This is a genomic window from Paenibacillus amylolyticus (assembly GCF_003719335.1).
GTDB classification, from domain to species: domain Bacteria; phylum Bacillota; class Bacilli; order Paenibacillales; family Paenibacillaceae; genus Paenibacillus; species Paenibacillus amylolyticus_D.
The window spans coordinates 157,608-172,010 of record NZ_RIAS01000001.1; the positions used below are offsets into that span (position 1 = coordinate 157,608).

General features: G+C 47.7%; 12 protein-coding genes. 7 read left to right on the forward strand and 5 right to left on the reverse strand.

All coding sequences use genetic code 11. The features are described 5' to 3' along the window. Positions 1-11: 11 nt before the first annotated feature. Together EC604_RS00640 and EC604_RS00645 are read right to left on the reverse strand one after the other, a co-directional pair. Complete coding sequence (locus EC604_RS00640; protein WP_123062301.1) at positions 12-617, reverse strand: anthranilate synthase component II; 606 nt, start codon at positions 615-617, stop codon at positions 12-14. A 583-nt stretch (positions 618-1,200) separates the two neighbouring features. Further along, positions 1,201-2,001 carry a lipid II flippase Amj family protein gene (locus EC604_RS00645; protein ID WP_123062302.1) on the reverse strand — a complete coding sequence of 267 codons (801 nt, stop codon included), beginning with the start codon at positions 1,999-2,001 and terminating at the stop codon, positions 1,201-1,203. A 190-nt stretch (positions 2,002-2,191) separates the two neighbouring features. Between EC604_RS00645 and EC604_RS00650 the strand changes: the two genes are divergently transcribed. Further along, complete coding sequence (locus EC604_RS00650; protein ID WP_123062303.1) at positions 2,192-2,677, forward strand: DUF2188 domain-containing protein; 486 nt, start codon at positions 2,192-2,194, stop codon at positions 2,675-2,677. Between the two features lie 198 nt (positions 2,678-2,875). Here EC604_RS00650 and EC604_RS00655 read toward each other — a convergent pair whose 3' ends face one another. After that, the gene (locus EC604_RS00655) at positions 2,876-3,610 is read right to left on the reverse strand and encodes a YitT family protein (RefSeq protein WP_123062304.1); all 735 of its coding nucleotides are present in this window, start codon (positions 3,608-3,610) and stop codon (positions 2,876-2,878) included. Between the two features lie 902 nt (positions 3,611-4,512). Here EC604_RS00655 and EC604_RS00660 point away from each other — a divergent pair. From EC604_RS00660 to cysK, 4 genes are all read left to right on the forward strand, one after another. Next, the gene (locus EC604_RS00660; protein WP_123062305.1) at positions 4,513-5,550 is read left to right on the forward strand and encodes a nucleotide-binding protein; all 1,038 of its coding nucleotides are present in this window, start codon (positions 4,513-4,515) and stop codon (positions 5,548-5,550) included. Next, the gene (locus EC604_RS00665; protein WP_123062306.1) at positions 5,547-5,780 is read left to right on the forward strand and encodes a hypothetical protein; all 234 of its coding nucleotides are present in this window, start codon (positions 5,547-5,549) and stop codon (positions 5,778-5,780) included. The genes EC604_RS00660 and EC604_RS00665 overlap by 4 nt, the downstream gene beginning before the upstream one ends. Before the next feature lie 618 nt (positions 5,781-6,398). Further along, the gene (locus EC604_RS00670) at positions 6,399-6,785 is read left to right on the forward strand and encodes a hypothetical protein (RefSeq protein WP_123062307.1); all 387 of its coding nucleotides are present in this window, start codon (positions 6,399-6,401) and stop codon (positions 6,783-6,785) included. Between the two features lie 216 nt (positions 6,786-7,001). Continuing rightward, on the forward strand, positions 7,002-7,976 hold the full coding sequence (cysK, locus tag EC604_RS00675) for a cysteine synthase A (RefSeq protein WP_240036588.1): 975 nt from the start codon (positions 7,002-7,004) through the stop codon (positions 7,974-7,976). Between the two features lie 203 nt (positions 7,977-8,179). Here the strand turns inward: cysK and EC604_RS00680 are convergent, their stop codons facing one another. After that, the gene (locus EC604_RS00680; protein WP_240036589.1) at positions 8,180-10,144 is read right to left on the reverse strand and encodes an ATP-dependent DNA helicase; all 1,965 of its coding nucleotides are present in this window, start codon (positions 10,142-10,144) and stop codon (positions 8,180-8,182) included. 221 nt (positions 10,145-10,365) lie between these two features. Here EC604_RS00680 and EC604_RS00685 point away from each other — a divergent pair, with 221 nt between their 5' ends. Further along, the gene (locus EC604_RS00685; protein WP_123062309.1) at positions 10,366-11,958 is read left to right on the forward strand and encodes a catalase; all 1,593 of its coding nucleotides are present in this window, start codon (positions 10,366-10,368) and stop codon (positions 11,956-11,958) included. A 701-nt stretch (positions 11,959-12,659) separates the two neighbouring features. Then, positions 12,660-13,889 (forward strand): right-handed parallel beta-helix repeat-containing protein, encoded by a 1,230-nt coding sequence (locus EC604_RS00690; RefSeq protein WP_240036638.1) that lies wholly within the window; start codon positions 12,660-12,662, stop codon positions 13,887-13,889. Positions 13,890-14,022: 133 nt separating this feature from the next. On the opposite strand, the gene EC604_RS00695 is transcribed toward EC604_RS00690, so the two are convergent. Then, entirely contained in the window at positions 14,023-14,304 is a 282-nt protein-coding gene (locus tag EC604_RS00695) for a DUF6809 family protein (RefSeq protein WP_123062311.1), read from the reverse strand. Positions 14,305-14,403: the final 99 nt, after the last annotated feature.

A 14,403-nucleotide genomic window follows, 5' to 3' on the forward strand; every position in this document is an offset into this window, starting at 1 on the left:
GAGAAGTGAGTTTAGAGCGTAACGTAACTTGAGTCGGATTCTGTCTTTGGGTAAGAGCAGTTCTGCAAAAAGTTAGCCAGAATCTGTTTGCCGGATGGCGTAATGATGGATTCCGGATGGAACTGCACTCCTTCTATACTCCATTTCTTATGGCGAAGTGCCATCACTTCCCCTTCGCTAGACCATGCCGTAACTTCCAATTCTTCAGGCAGGTCAGGATTGACAATAAGCGAATGGTATCTTGCCACATTCAGAACGACCGGCAGCCCTTCGAACAATGTTTTACCATCATGCGAGATATCCGAAGCCTTACCGTGCATCAGATGCCTGGCTGATTCCACTTTCCCTCCAAACGCCTGCGCGATCGCTTGATGGCCAAGACATACACCAAGAATGGGAATTTTTCCAGCAAAATATCGTATCACTTCAAGAGAAACTCCGGCATTAGACGGATTGGATGGACCTGGAGAAATCACGATATAATCTGGAGATATCTCGTCCAATTTTTTCACCGTAATCGCATTATTACGATACACGTTTACGGTCTCACCCAAATCAGCGAAGTACTGCACAAGGTTATACGTGAAAGAATCAAAATTATCAATCATGACGATCATGAGCAGGTCTCCCCCCAATATTAAATAAAAATTTTGTAAAGGATGACTCACGAGATAGAAGACTGACTATTCGGTCTGACAAGTGGCGTAAATAGCCGTTCTGATACAAGTTCCGTTCAAGAATGCTAGGCTTGGATTTTTTTAAAAAACAGACTGTTCGGTTTAATTAAGTTCATTGTTTTGTGTTATGCGCAAAATAGTATTCATTACAGCTTAATGAAATCTAATCAGAGGGTTGATACCTTGGAATAAGTGACTTGTAAAGGAGAAGCAAAGAGAACGACGTCTGGTTGCCTTTGGGTGGTAAAAAATAGGAGTTATCTGAAGCGTCACAGCATGTAGCAGGTAATTTTTATCATATGTTGGGAATTAAAGTGAAAACACATTCCTATTTCATAATAACCCATATTAAATAAGTATACCACCATTGTTTTAAATATTTTGCACTTTTATAACCTATTATGTAAATTTTCAATACAAAATAAGTTTTTTTGTCTTTTTTTCGATTCACTTTGAGCCGGAATTCCAAAAAACTGGCCTTCAGAATTGTATGGTTACATTCCTGATAATGCCAGTTCTATCATCACATCATACTTACAATCCAACCGATCCAATAAGCCAAAGGAATCAATAGAACTTGCGCTACAAGTGTGCCAAAAAGACGAGAGATCAGCATGCAGCCATAAATTTGGTTCATGCGATTCAGCCGGATTTCACCACGCAAAGATCGGTCACTCAGGAGTGAAATCCGCGGGTCGACCAGAATCGTAAGCAAAATGGTTGCCATACCGTTAATCAATCCTGTCGATTGAGAGGCAGCAACAGCCTGATCCGGGTATAGATACGCTGCGTATAAACTGGACAAAACACCTGTAGTATAGATGGCAGTTACGGCTACATTAAGCAGCATTAACCGTCTTGGCATGCCATGCTGCACCAAACGTTTGGCCATCTCCCAGGATGGTGCAGTAATGTAGTATGTTGCATTTCGGAGTTTACTGCGTTTCATCAATTGGCGCACCATGCCGGGGATGGAACCTGCCGCTTCAAAATGCACCACCATTCTGGATGAGAGTTTGACCATCGTCGGGAAACAGAGAATAGCTAACGCCGTTCCTATCGTTGCCGCCCCCATCAACCAATGGAGTTGGGTTGCAAAGTGCGGGTTAGCTCCACGGGTGGCGGCATCCACCAGACTACCAATCATGGGGCCCTGTGCCATATTGGATGTGCGGGAGACGAGCAGCAAAATGCCTGCGAGGGATATCGCAAGAGCAATCCGACGCGTACGTAAACCGCCAAGACGAAGTGCATAGGAGAGGCTATCTGTGGCATGGATCAGCATGGTGAATAACATCGGAAGAGCCAGACTTAAACTGAACATTATGTACGTTCTCCTTTATATTGGTTCTTATGTTTGATTTTATCCAATTTTTCTTCATCAACGTATTATACGCCCTATGCCCCCGGAAGTATAGAAAAGGGACGAGAACTGGTTTGGTATTTATCCTGATTTGCCTGTGGGCCTAAGGGTAATATACTACTAATCCATACTATTTCAGGAGGGATAACATATGCCATGGAACAAAAACGATTACCCGGTATCCATGAAAAATTTGAAGCCACGCATTCGGCATAAAGCGATCGACATTGCCAACGCTCTGCTTGATGACGGTTATGAAGAAGGACGGGCTATTGCCATTGCAACAGCCAAGGCGGAGGAATGGGATGAGAATCACCCTGATCATACGGCATCAGGCTCCGATTCGGCTTCTCATACATCATCCAAAAAACAGGATGAGTCGACTTCTTCAAAATCGTCCTCTCGGGATCGGCGCCACTCTGAACCTGTCTCCTCGTCCAAGAGTCATCACAACATTCATGTTGTACCGACCGAAACGGGCTGGGCCATTAAACAAGAAGGTACATCCGATTACTATTCCACCTACGATACCAAAGCGGAGGCTGTTGATGCCGCTAAAGCATGGAGCACCAAACATCATATTCGAGCCATCATTCATAATCAGGATGGACAAATTTCTCGTTCTCTTAAATCGTAATTATACATTTACCACACTAATGTCCAGGTCATCCATTTAAAAGCATTCCAAATGCAAACAAAAAATCCCTCTTGCTGCGAGTCTGCAGACAAAAGGGATTCCTCTCTAAATCAGAGCTTACTTCAATCCAGTCAGCGCTTAATAAAGCCCGAATACTTTTTATGCCGTATAAGCAATGGGTTATTCTGAATTGCCTGCTCAATGCGTTACACCTTGTGCCACGGAAGTCCGTGTTGTGGCTGTAGCCGCATTGACCGCTTTGGCAGCAACCGATGGAATCGGCAATTTCACAGCCGACGTTGTAACCACTGTACCGCGAGCCGGAATGCTGACCACATACGTAATCATTTTGCTGGCAATCCATACAGCCAGAATTGTATATAAAGTTTCTTTTACCGGAAGAAAGAAGAGTGACAATCCTAAAACGAACGCATCACTGACAAAGAAAACCGTTCCCAGCTTCCATCCCTTCCAGCGGCTGACGAGCACGGCGAGAATATCGTCTCCGCCTGTCGCTCCACCAAAGCGAAGCACAATTCCCGCACCAATTCCGGTCAATACACCGGATAGTACTGCAGGAATCCACAGGTTTCCGTTAAAATTCATCACCAGTGTGGAGTAACGCTCAAAGCCGTCATAGAATAGGGAAAATGCACCCACACCAAGCAACGCTTGGATCATGAATTTCCAGCCTTTGATGAACCAGGCCAAGATCATGACAGGAATGTCGAGCAGCAACATGCCGATCGCCGGCGATAAACCCGTTGCATATTTTCCGAGCAGGGCCAGACCGACAAATCCGCCCTCCGATAAATGATTCTGAAAGTTAATGTGATAATAAGCAAATGCCAAAATAAATGTACCAAGTAACATAATTGCAAACTTGATCGCTTCTGTCTTAACGTGTTGTACGGTTAACGATGTTCTCTTCATACAGGTTCCCTCGCAGTTTGTAGTTGGTTTTTTAGACCGACCGTACCCTGCAAAAGGCAAGCCTGGAAGAAATCATCGTGTACGTCCTTCGAATATTCATCCCAATCCCCTCTTTCGCAGAGTCAGCCGTTTTTTTGAAATACGGTTGGTTTACTCTACAAGGGGCGCTATGTGTATGAGAGATCGTAACGTTTCCAGATTGTCCTTGGGGAGATTGTCCTTCGGGGACTCATGGTATCCTGATCCTTTCTGTGTTTTGTGGTTAGCTGTGCTTGGTTAAATTGAAAAATAAATGATTCAGAAGGTTGAACAGGTCACTTTACACTTACCACTTCGATTGCAGTACCCTCTTTCGATCGCTGTTATCCCCGGATTTTTTTTGATTCCTTTTTTCAAAAGGAAAAATCCTGTGATAAACGCGAGCGCTTCGCTTCTACAGACGGGTTCTGCACTCTTCGTTAACGTGTGAAAGGGAGATTCAACTCACAGCATTTAAATTTAATTCAATTTAAACACCAAAGCTAACTTGCTTGTACTTCTATTATATAACACCAATGTAACTGGGTCTAAACAAGCAACCCATCAAAAACACGCGTAAAACAGCCTCTGGACTGCTCCAGCGGTCATACAGGCACACCGGGATCAGCAAAGCTTACGAATGGTGCTACCTGCTCCTTTATTCTATGACCGAAGCTTTCAAATATAACAGTGCAGTCACCCAACTGTGACAATTACGGGCTTTTTTTTATTTTCTGGTCGTTAGCTAAGGAATCCTTTTCCTTATGCACATACACTATATCGAACGGTATCATCCATACAATTCAAACGTTTCCAGACTTACTCTGCTTTTTATGGTATAATATAACAATTGAATCCCATTACCGTTTAAGCGAGGCGGAGTGATGAAAACGTTAAAGCCGAGAGTCTTTATTGGCTGCTCGCTGGAAGCGAAGCCGATTGCAGCCGCTGTACACGAAAACTTGCGTTTTTCAGCCGAAGTCACCCCGTGGTACTCGGGGGTATTTAATCCAAGCAGTTATACCATGGACGATCTGGAAACTGAGGTACGCACAACGGACTTTGCCATTTTTATCTTCCATCCGGATGACATATCCAAAATTCGCGGGAAGTACTACGCATCGGTTCGGGATAATACAATGCTTGAAATGGGTCTATTTATGGGCCGTCTGGGACGAAAGCGTATTTTTTTCATTCTTCCTGAAGATATTACGGACATCAAGGATGCTGCCAAAGTCGAAGGATTGCGGATGCCCACCGATCTGCTGGGATTGAATCCGCTGGTATATGAGATTCGTTCTGACGGAAAATGGGCTCCCGCCGTATCTGTAGCCTGCTCCAAGATCGCAGACAGCATTGAAGAGCAAGGACGCTGGAGTGATCCCGAAGCCGAGCGTATCATCGAGAATCATAAACGCTCCGAAGATCAGGCAAGACTGCAGCTATTCAAGCTGCTACGTTTCTTTAGGGAATTGCTGCGCACACGCAAAGCAGATGCCCAGATGCTCGAACGCATGAGTGATGCGTTGCGAAGTGCCTTTGTTTCACATCCACCATTCACTGTACGCGGCACTGCGATCTATCGTACAGATGGTAATGGTTATATTGAGCAATTATGTGGTAATGTTGGAGAACCCGGCAGAAAATACGACTTGTCCGCCAATGATGACAAACCGCCGGATGATCCTAAACGCATTCTTGTTGTCGATTCATATCAAGAAAACAAAATCAAAGTAAATCTGTACGACGATTACCTTGAGAAAGAGTATCTGCTGTGCTATCCTGTAGCCAAGAGGTATGTAATTACCGTTCACATTATTGGTCATATTGAAGCGGATGAGGCGGTGTTTCAGCACATTGACTTGCAAAATCGTCAACTGTTTAACGCCATCAACGATCTGTTAGGAGGCGAACCGGAATGAGACCGGAAATGAAAAAAATAAGCAAGCGCTGGGGCAGCGAGAAGAAAGTTCGCCTTAGTTCTGCGCCTGATTCATCACGACCGGTTCCGGAACCCAAGGAAGAGGATCGTTTCCACAAACCGGCCGTACCGCTCGTTACCATCGGCCCATCACTGAAGGGCAAGGAGCGGCCTTACAAGGTCATTTTAGAAAAAGATGCCTATTACGAGAAACCTCAATATCTTGCTTAATAAGGGATAAAAAATCTGTTGCAGACTTTTGTTCTAGTTGTTTGTTTACTAAGGAAGAAGCTTATATTTTATTGCTCTGCACATCTAACATTTAGACTGCCGCTGTATCGGCAGCATATACTCAAGGCCCTGCCGCCCAAGGCAGGGCTTTTTTGATGCTCGTTTTGCCAATTCTTCAATGTGTTCAATGTTATTTCTAATTACAATATCCGCATGCAAGGAACGTGAACTCCGAATATATCGTTTACCAAGTTGACGTTGCATCTGACCTTAGGTTTCCTGCAAAACCCATAAATTATACCTAAAATTTGGAGTAAGCTTGTCCGTTCTTGACAAGTATTCACCCATTTGAAAACCACAAACTTCTCAACTAACACATCACATATGTTGTAACGCAAATCATGTGCTCTTACTCGGCAATTAGACTTAAGTGAGATGAATGATGAGTTCGCCTTACTTCAACTTAAATTTCTATACAAACGATTAAAATCGAGAACAAACCCATTTCCATTATTTCTCGGTTGTATAACGGTTCTCTTTTGCATATATTGATTATAATATAGGAACACACGTTCTGTAAACATTAAATCCCAATTATAGGTTAAGGAAGTGAATTGCATGACATCCTCTTCTACTTCCGCCCCCTCCCCTTCCGATGAAGATCACCGCCTGATCAAAGGCATGGTTGTACGCACCCTTTTGCTCGATGTACTGGAACGGGATATTCGAGCACTGGATACGTTGCTTCTGAAAATGCCCGAGGTCTATATTCTGTCGCTCACCCGTATTCAGAATGAGGTACTTAAGGAGATGCTGGGACTGAGAAAACAGATGAGAACCCGTGGCGTGAAAGTTCTGGAGGAAACACGGGGAAAGGATGGCATTGAAACCGTTTATTTGTGCAGGGGATACATGCAACAGTTCTATATGCTCTGGACATTTGCACGTAATGAGGTCAAAAAAGAACTGAGCCGCCATCTGCAGATGGATCTGACGCAAACCTGAGTACGATTGGTTTTCGAGGTATGAGGTGCAATCCGTTTCCAAAACAATATGGTAAAGGGAAGCACTGCGAATCCCAGCGTTCCACTCGAATGATGATTTTTGAACAGCTTGACCATCGCCAGCGATGTTCATTAAGATGGAGAAGACATATCCAACCATTCCAATACGGGAAACGGATATATCTTACACGTCTTTTCAATCAAGGAGCTGTACTTTATGGATAGAAGTTCAAATTCGCATTTACCTTCATTTTCGAAAAATAATACAAAGCCACATCCGCTCGTAGCCGCAGATGTGACGGAACTGATCGGCCAGACCCCTGCGGTTCGACTCAGCAGGCTTACAGGCAGCGACTCCGCTGACGTATTCGTCAAGCTGGAGTATTTCAATCCAAGCGGCAGCGTCAAGGACCGTGCCGCCTACAACTTAATCGCCCAGGCTGAACGAGACGGTCTGCTGCAGCCTGGGGCAACCATTATTGAACCGACCAGCGGCAATACCGGGATTGGCCTCGCGATGAATGCCGCAGCCAAAGGCTACAAAGCAATTCTCATCATGCCGGACAACATGTCCAAGGAACGCATCAACATTTTGAAGGCATATGGCGCAGAAGTTGTACTTACGCCTGCCGCGGAGCGGATGCCTGGTGCCATTCGCAAGGCGAAGGAGCTTCAGGCCGAGCTGCCGGGCAGCTTCATTCCCCAGCAGTTTGAGAATCAGGCGAATCCGGATATCCACCGGATCACGACAGCGCCCGAGATTCTGGAGCAGATGGATGGCAGGCTGGATGCCTTCATCGCTACAGCCGGAACCGGCGGCACGATCACCGGAACGGGCGAAGAGCTGCGCAAGCAGCTTCCCGCCCTCCGCATCTATGCGGTGGAGCCGCAGGGTTCCCCGGTGCTGTCCGGCGGCGAGCCCGGACCGCACAAGCTCGTCGGTACAAGTCCGGGCTTCATCCCGGACATCTTGAATACCGACGTATGGGATGCCATCATCCAGGTGTCCGATGAGGACGCACTGGATACGATGCGGCAGCTTGCTGCCCGGGAAGGGCTGCTGCTCGGCCCTTCCTCTGGCGCTTCGGTGTGGGCCGCCCTTCGCATCGCGAAGGAACTGGGGCCGGGGCACCGGGTGCTCTGCATTGCGCCGGATACCGGGGAACGGTATTTGAGCATGGGTATTTTTTAACAAGGCCAAAGGCAGCGATCCTTAACCCCACAATCTTTACACAACAAGCTCTACGTTCATATCGCATAACAAAATCGAGAACCAAATGAATAACCGAATAGCTAATCAAAATAAATAAGCCCCTGCTCACCTCGGATCATGTATCCAAGGGAACAGGAGCTTATTTTTATTTTCGTATGAAACCTATATGTGAGCTACACCGCTTAATGTGCCAAGGTTGTCCATTCCACACCTTCGGGAAGTAGAGCGGCAATGCGGTCTTTGGCTTCCTTCTGGGTATAGAGTGACTCATCCAGAATCGCCGCCGAACCGGAGTCACTGCTTGTGCGAATGAGACGACCAAGACCTTGCTTCACCCGCAGCAGCATATACGGAAGATCGATCTCTTCATATGGCGAAGCTGACGCATTTCGTTTGGCATTAAATACCGGGTCCTGCGGTGGATACGGAAGTGACCAGATCATCACGTTGGATAACGATGGTCCTGGAACGTCAAGACCTTCCCACAGATTGACAGAGCACAGCACACTTTCCTCATCCTGCTGGAACGCTGCAATCAGGTCACTGATCTCTCTGTCTCCCTCGTACATAAAGCGTAATCCTTCTGCTTCAGGGACATGAACGATGTCCTGCTTGAATGCGCGCAGTTCCTCCATTGTACGGAACAGGATCAATGCCCGACCGCCGCTCTCTTGGAGCAAAGCCGCCGCATCACGCAAACGGTTTTCGTTCTCTGCATGGCCTGGAACCGCTTGTTCGGCAATTTTCATCTGCATTTTATCTGCGTAATCATAAGGAGAAGCGACGGAGAACGATACAAAATCGTCAATCCCCAGACTATCCGCCACATAACGGAATGAGTTGTCCACAGACAGCGTAGCCGACGAAAACACAATCGGAATACCCGTGTTGAACACACGCTCGTTCAGGATTTCTTTTACGGTACGCGGCATGATCGACAATGTCGTCTCATCCTCGCTCTCTTCCGCCCAGCAGATGTAACCATCCTCCTTGCGGAACAGGGACAAAGCCGTCTGGATCATATCCAAATGCTCTTCCACGACACGCATCTGATACCCATCCAGCGAGAACAAACCGCTTTCGAATACCAGCTCTTCTCCAATCGCATCCAGCACGCCGTTTAATCGTTCAATCTCACGCACCAGCGGAGCCTCTACCCGCACTTCTTTCCGTTCCGAGCCGGGAATCGCCACCGTATACGTATCCAGCAAGCGGAACAATCGCTCACTGCTTTCAATCGCCTCATCTACTCGCTCTGCAAGGGTTTCACGAATCTCGCCTTCAAGCAGACGTGTAACCAGTTCCTCGAAAATGCGGTGCTTCAGCTTGTAACTCAGGGCGTTCAGTGCCGCTTCTTCCAGCAAATGGCCTTCATCAAATACAACCGAGCTATGGTCAGGCAATAAAGGCAATTGTCCTTCGCGTTTGCGCGCTTCATAGGTCCACACATGCTCCATATAGTAATCATGGGAACAGATTATGATATCTTTGGAACGACGGTAATGATCACGCGACAGCGTCAGGCCGCAGCGTTGTCTTTTCGGACACACGAAACAATCCTGAAACGGGTCCCAGTTAATCTTGTTCCACTGGCGGTCGTTCAGATGCGGATACTGCTTGCGGTCACCATACGGATGGAAAGCCTGAAGTGTTCCCGGCGTGTTCACGAATTCCGGCAGGCTCTCGTACACCTCTTCAATCACTGGTGCATCCTCATCCGCGAATCGGACGGCACTCAGCTTGTTCAGGCAGACGTACTGATCTGGCGACTTGCCAAGACGCGCGTCCACTTGCAAATCCAGATGTTCAGCGAGCTTCGCAATATCTCCGCCCGGCTTCACCAGCTGTTCAATCAAAGACTCATCGGCACAGGCGATCACCGCCGGTTTGCCCGTATAACGTGCATAACAAACCGCGTAGAGCAGATAAACGAGTGTTTTACCTGTTCCTACGCCGGCCTCGGCCATAATCGTCTTTTTATCTCCATAGGCCCGTTCGAGCTGGTACGCCATAAAAATCTGTTCGTCCCGTACCTCGAAGCCGGACTCTGGCAAAATATCATAAAACACATCGGCAACCCACTCTCCCAGACGGGATACAAAAGGTTCAGCCGGATCATATGCAAAAGGGTAACGTTGTGTAGACAATCCTGGGTCAGCCTCCATTCTTAGACAAAGCGGTCCGATTTCTATTTTTCCGTTTCAAAAAAGGCCGCTGGGCAAAAGTTAATTATCTCACGTGATGGGTCAGGAGACAAGTTTTTTTTCACTTGGTTAACGGAAAAGACTGGATAGGGTTAGGTATAGATGTTGACCACAGGGAAAATATATACAGGAATCCAACTTTAGGAAAGGTGGTATACCGCTCCATGGATAAACATTCTTCACCATCCGGGCACTCCTCAGACCCATCAAAAGAGACGTTGACGGATCGGCAGGGCCATTCCATTACCGACAATCAGAACGTACGAACCGTGGGCAGCCGTGGCCCAACCACACTGGAGAACTATCATTTTCTCGAAAAAATTACACACTTCGACCGCGAACGTATCCCGGAACGGGTCGTGCATGCCCGCGGGGCTGGCGCTCATGGCGTATTTGAAGCGTATGGAACGGCTGGAAATGAACCCGTATCGAAGTATACGAGAGCACGTCTTTTTCAGGAAAAAGGCAAACAAACGCCCGTGTTCGTACGCTTCTCGACCGTCATCCATGGCGGGCATTCCCCGGAGACGCTGCGGGACCCGCGCGGATTTGCCGTTAAATTTTATACCGAAGACGGGAACTGGGATCTAGTCGGCAACAATCTGAAAATCTTTTTCATCCGCGACCCGCTCAAATTCCCGGATATGGTGCATGCCTTCAAGCCCGACCCGCTGACCAACGCACAGGATATGGAGCGATTTTTCGATTTTGTCTCCCTCAGTCCTGAAGCGACACATATGGTGACCTTTCTCTTCTCTCCATGGGGCATTCCGGCGAATTATCGTCAGATGCAGGGGTCAGGCGTAAATACATATAAATGGGTGAACCAGGACGGCAAAGGTGTGCTCATCAAATACCACTGGGAACCGTTGAAACAAGGCATTCGCAACCTGCTGCAAAAGGACGCCAGTGAGATTCAAGGTCAGAACTTCAACCACGCTACACTGGATCTGTATCACGCGATTGAACAGGGTGACTTTCCCGAATGGGAGCTGTGCGTTCAGGTAATGGAGGATGGCGAGCATCCCGAGCTGGATTTTGACCCGCTCGACCCGACCAAGCTGTGGCCGCAGGATCAGTTTCCGTTTCTGCCTGTAGGCAAAATGACGTTAAATCGCAATCCCGAGGATTATTTTAATGAAGTGGAACAAGCCGCATTCGGGACGGGGGTGCTGGTGGACGGGCTTGATTTCTCGGATGACAAGCTGCTGCAAGGACGTACCTTCTCCTATTCGGATACCCAGCGTCACCGGGTGGGCGCGAACTATCTGCAACTGCCCGTGAATGCGCCTAAGAACCGGGTAGCTACCAATCAAAGCGGTGGGCAAATGCAATATAAAGTGGACCGGGCACCGGGTCAGAATCCACATGTGAACTACGAGCCTTCTTCGCTCGGGGGCTTAACGGAGGCTCAGTCGCGCGGCAAGGAGCATGAACCGCTGGTGGAGGGTCATCTTGTGCGGGAGAAGATTGAGCGTACGAATGATTTTGGACAAGCCGGGGATACGTACCGGGCATTTGAGGACTGGGAGCGAGATGAGTTAATCAGCAACATGGTCGACGCATTGGCCCAATGCAAACCGGATATCCGGGAGCGCATGATCTCTCATTTTACCCAAGCGGATGCGGATTACGGGCGACGAGTGGCGGAAGGACTGGCTACTGTATCCACAGACGATAGTACAACAGTACAGCCGAAACATGATCCAGCCGTTGAGCAGGCCGAAAAGCGTAGTCGGGAAACGGATGGGTATTAATTGGCGTTAGATGAGCCGAACGAGTATTGTCCGTAATTGAATGAGTATTGTCGTATAAAAAGTTAGATGAGAGTATCGCCCCATGAGTCTGGATGCCTGTGTTGGCAGCCGCTTATGGGGCTTTTTGTGTGGTGACAGCTGTTGATTTGGAGAAAAGTGAAGTTCAAAGCGATGGATTAGGGATAAGTCTCGTGTGATCAGCCTGGGAAAAACAGGCATATTCACGTTCATTTCAGACGATGGTTCGTTAAAAAAAGGCGATCAGCCAATGATCGGATTACATTTCCCCTGTGGATGGGATGGGATTTGGAGCAGTTAACCCTGCCCCGCCTGCCTTAAACGCGACCTGATCAAATGATTATTGATGATAACGTTTACAACATTTACCATGAAGCTGTGTTCTGGTGGATACCTTTTAGTTAGCTGGACGGTAGGACGAAGCACGTAACGCAGTATGTTCTGCTCTCATTAAAGGTACGCTCTGCTCTGCTTTGTTCAGTCCATACCCGTTTACCAGCTAGCTCGATATTTTATTCCAATTAACCAAGGAGGCTTGCATCATGAAATTATTCCCTACCACATCTACTCATGCATCTGCACGATCCCAGCGTTCCCTGAAATCCAAAATGACCAACATCTGTCTTAGTGCCGCATTCCCTCTATTACTGTTAAGCGGTGGTTCGGTGGGTGCCGCAGAACTGATGGAAGGTGGATTGCCTAATACCTCAGAATCAGAGTCAGTGGTGAACAGTTCCAATATCACGCTGGCTGCGGGCGATTTATACGTGTCCCCTAACGGCTCTGCCAGCAATCCGGGAACGATCAACAGTCCGACTTCACTCGCTAACGCTCTGACCCAAATCGCTCCAGGCAAAACGATCTATCTGCGCGGCGGAACCTACAGCTTCTCGCAAACGATTACCATTGAACGCGGTAACAGCGGCACCGCCTCACAGCGCAAAAATCTGGTCGCTTACGGATCGGAAAAACCCGTCTTCGATTTCTCGGCTCAAGCCTTCGCTTCCACGAATCGGGGATTGCAAATGTTCGGAGACTACTGGTTCGTCAAGGGTCTTGAAGTCAAAGGTGCGGGCGATAACGGTATCTTCATCGGTGGCAGCTACAACCGTCTGGAGCAAATCGAAGCCCACCATAACCGCGATACGGGCATTCAGATGGGACGTTATGCTTCTACCGCCGCCAAGAGTGAATGGCCTTCGTATAACGAAGTCATTCGTTCTTACTCCCACAACAACTACGACCCGGATGACGGCGAGGATGCGGACGGTTTTGCCGCCAAGCTGACGGTCGGTCCGGGGAACGTCTTTGACGGCTGTATTGCCGCTTATAACGTAGACGATGGCTGGGATCTCTATAGTAAAACAGACACAGGTGCCATCGGTGCCGTCACGATCCGCAACAGTATCGCATACGGCAACGGCGCAACTGCTGACGGAACGTCCACTTCGAACAGCGATGGTAACGGCTTTAAGCTGGGCGGCGAGAAAATTGCCGTTAACCATATTGTCGAGAACAATATTGCGTTTAATAACAAAAAACATGGCTTTACCTATAACAGCAATCCGGGTTCCATACAGATGACTAACAACACCTCCTGGAACAACGGACAAAGCAACTTTGCCTTTGACAAAGGTACCCACATCTTCACTAACAACTTGTCCTTCCAGGGCGGCGCCAGCGACAAAACCAGCGGAACCGATGTCAGCAGCACTAACGTCTGGTGGAAAAACAAAAAAAGCGTCAACGACAAAGGCCTGCTCGCCAGCGCAGCCGACTTTGTCTCCCTCGTACCTTCGGTAACGCGTGCGGCAGACGGCACGCCTGTATTGGGTAATTTCCTGAAGCTTGCAGGTGGCAGTGACCTGATTGGATCGGGGACGCCAGCGGGGAAGAATATTGGAGCGCGGTAGTGATAGATTGGTAAGATAAAAAATAAATCATAAAGCAAAGTCCCCTCCCCCATGCCAGCCTAGTCGGTGGTAATGGAGAAGGGGATTTTGAATTGCTGTGTATTGTCTGCTGGCTCATAAGGTAGATAGATACTCACGGTTTGGCTAAAACCTCAATAATGAGTCTGCCGCCTGTGCGAAAACCCTGCTCAAACGCTGCTTCTACATACATAGATGTAGATTGTCCAATCAAGTCGATCAGTCGCTCCAAGGCATCATATTCTGTATCTGGGAGCTTTGTTTTGTAGTTTTGCATGATGTCCGATATTTGGCTGTTAATTTCGTAATACTCGGCCTGTTCAGGATGAATCAACTCGTCCAATCTTAGGTTACCGTGAAACAAATCTTCGATCAGGTTTGACATATTATCCTTCATGGTAAGGTCACCTCAGAGAAGATTGTACATGAAGGAATGAGGTGAAATGCGAATTTAGCGGGAAATGCGCTAAGGTATTTAATAAAATTATTTGTTAGT

Excerpts from the sequence above, each read along its gene's own strand:
- EC604_RS00640 (WP_123062301.1), bottom strand. The coding sequence starts at position 617 with ATGATCGTCATGATTGATAATTTTGATTCTTTCACGTATAACCTTGTG.
- EC604_RS00645 (WP_123062302.1), bottom strand. The coding sequence starts at position 2,001 with ATGTTCAGTTTAAGTCTGGCTCTTCCGATGTTATTCACCATGCTGATC.
- EC604_RS00650 (WP_123062303.1), top strand. The coding sequence starts at position 2,192 with ATGCCATGGAACAAAAACGATTACCCGGTATCCATGAAAAATTTGAAG.
- EC604_RS00655 (WP_123062304.1), bottom strand. The coding sequence starts at position 3,610 with ATGAAGAGAACATCGTTAACCGTACAACACGTTAAGACAGAAGCGATC.
- EC604_RS00660 (WP_123062305.1), top strand. The coding sequence starts at position 4,513 with ATGAAAACGTTAAAGCCGAGAGTCTTTATTGGCTGCTCGCTGGAAGCG.
- EC604_RS00665 (WP_123062306.1), top strand. The coding sequence starts at position 5,547 with ATGAGACCGGAAATGAAAAAAATAAGCAAGCGCTGGGGCAGCGAGAAG.
- EC604_RS00670 (WP_123062307.1), top strand. The coding sequence starts at position 6,399 with ATGACATCCTCTTCTACTTCCGCCCCCTCCCCTTCCGATGAAGATCAC.
- cysK (WP_240036588.1), top strand. The coding sequence starts at position 7,002 with ATGGATAGAAGTTCAAATTCGCATTTACCTTCATTTTCGAAAAATAAT.
- EC604_RS00685 (WP_123062309.1), top strand. The coding sequence starts at position 10,366 with ATGGATAAACATTCTTCACCATCCGGGCACTCCTCAGACCCATCAAAA.
- EC604_RS00690 (WP_240036638.1), top strand. The coding sequence starts at position 12,660 with ATGGAAGGTGGATTGCCTAATACCTCAGAATCAGAGTCAGTGGTGAAC.
- EC604_RS00695 (WP_123062311.1), bottom strand. The coding sequence starts at position 14,304 with ATGAAGGATAATATGTCAAACCTGATCGAAGATTTGTTTCACGGTAAC.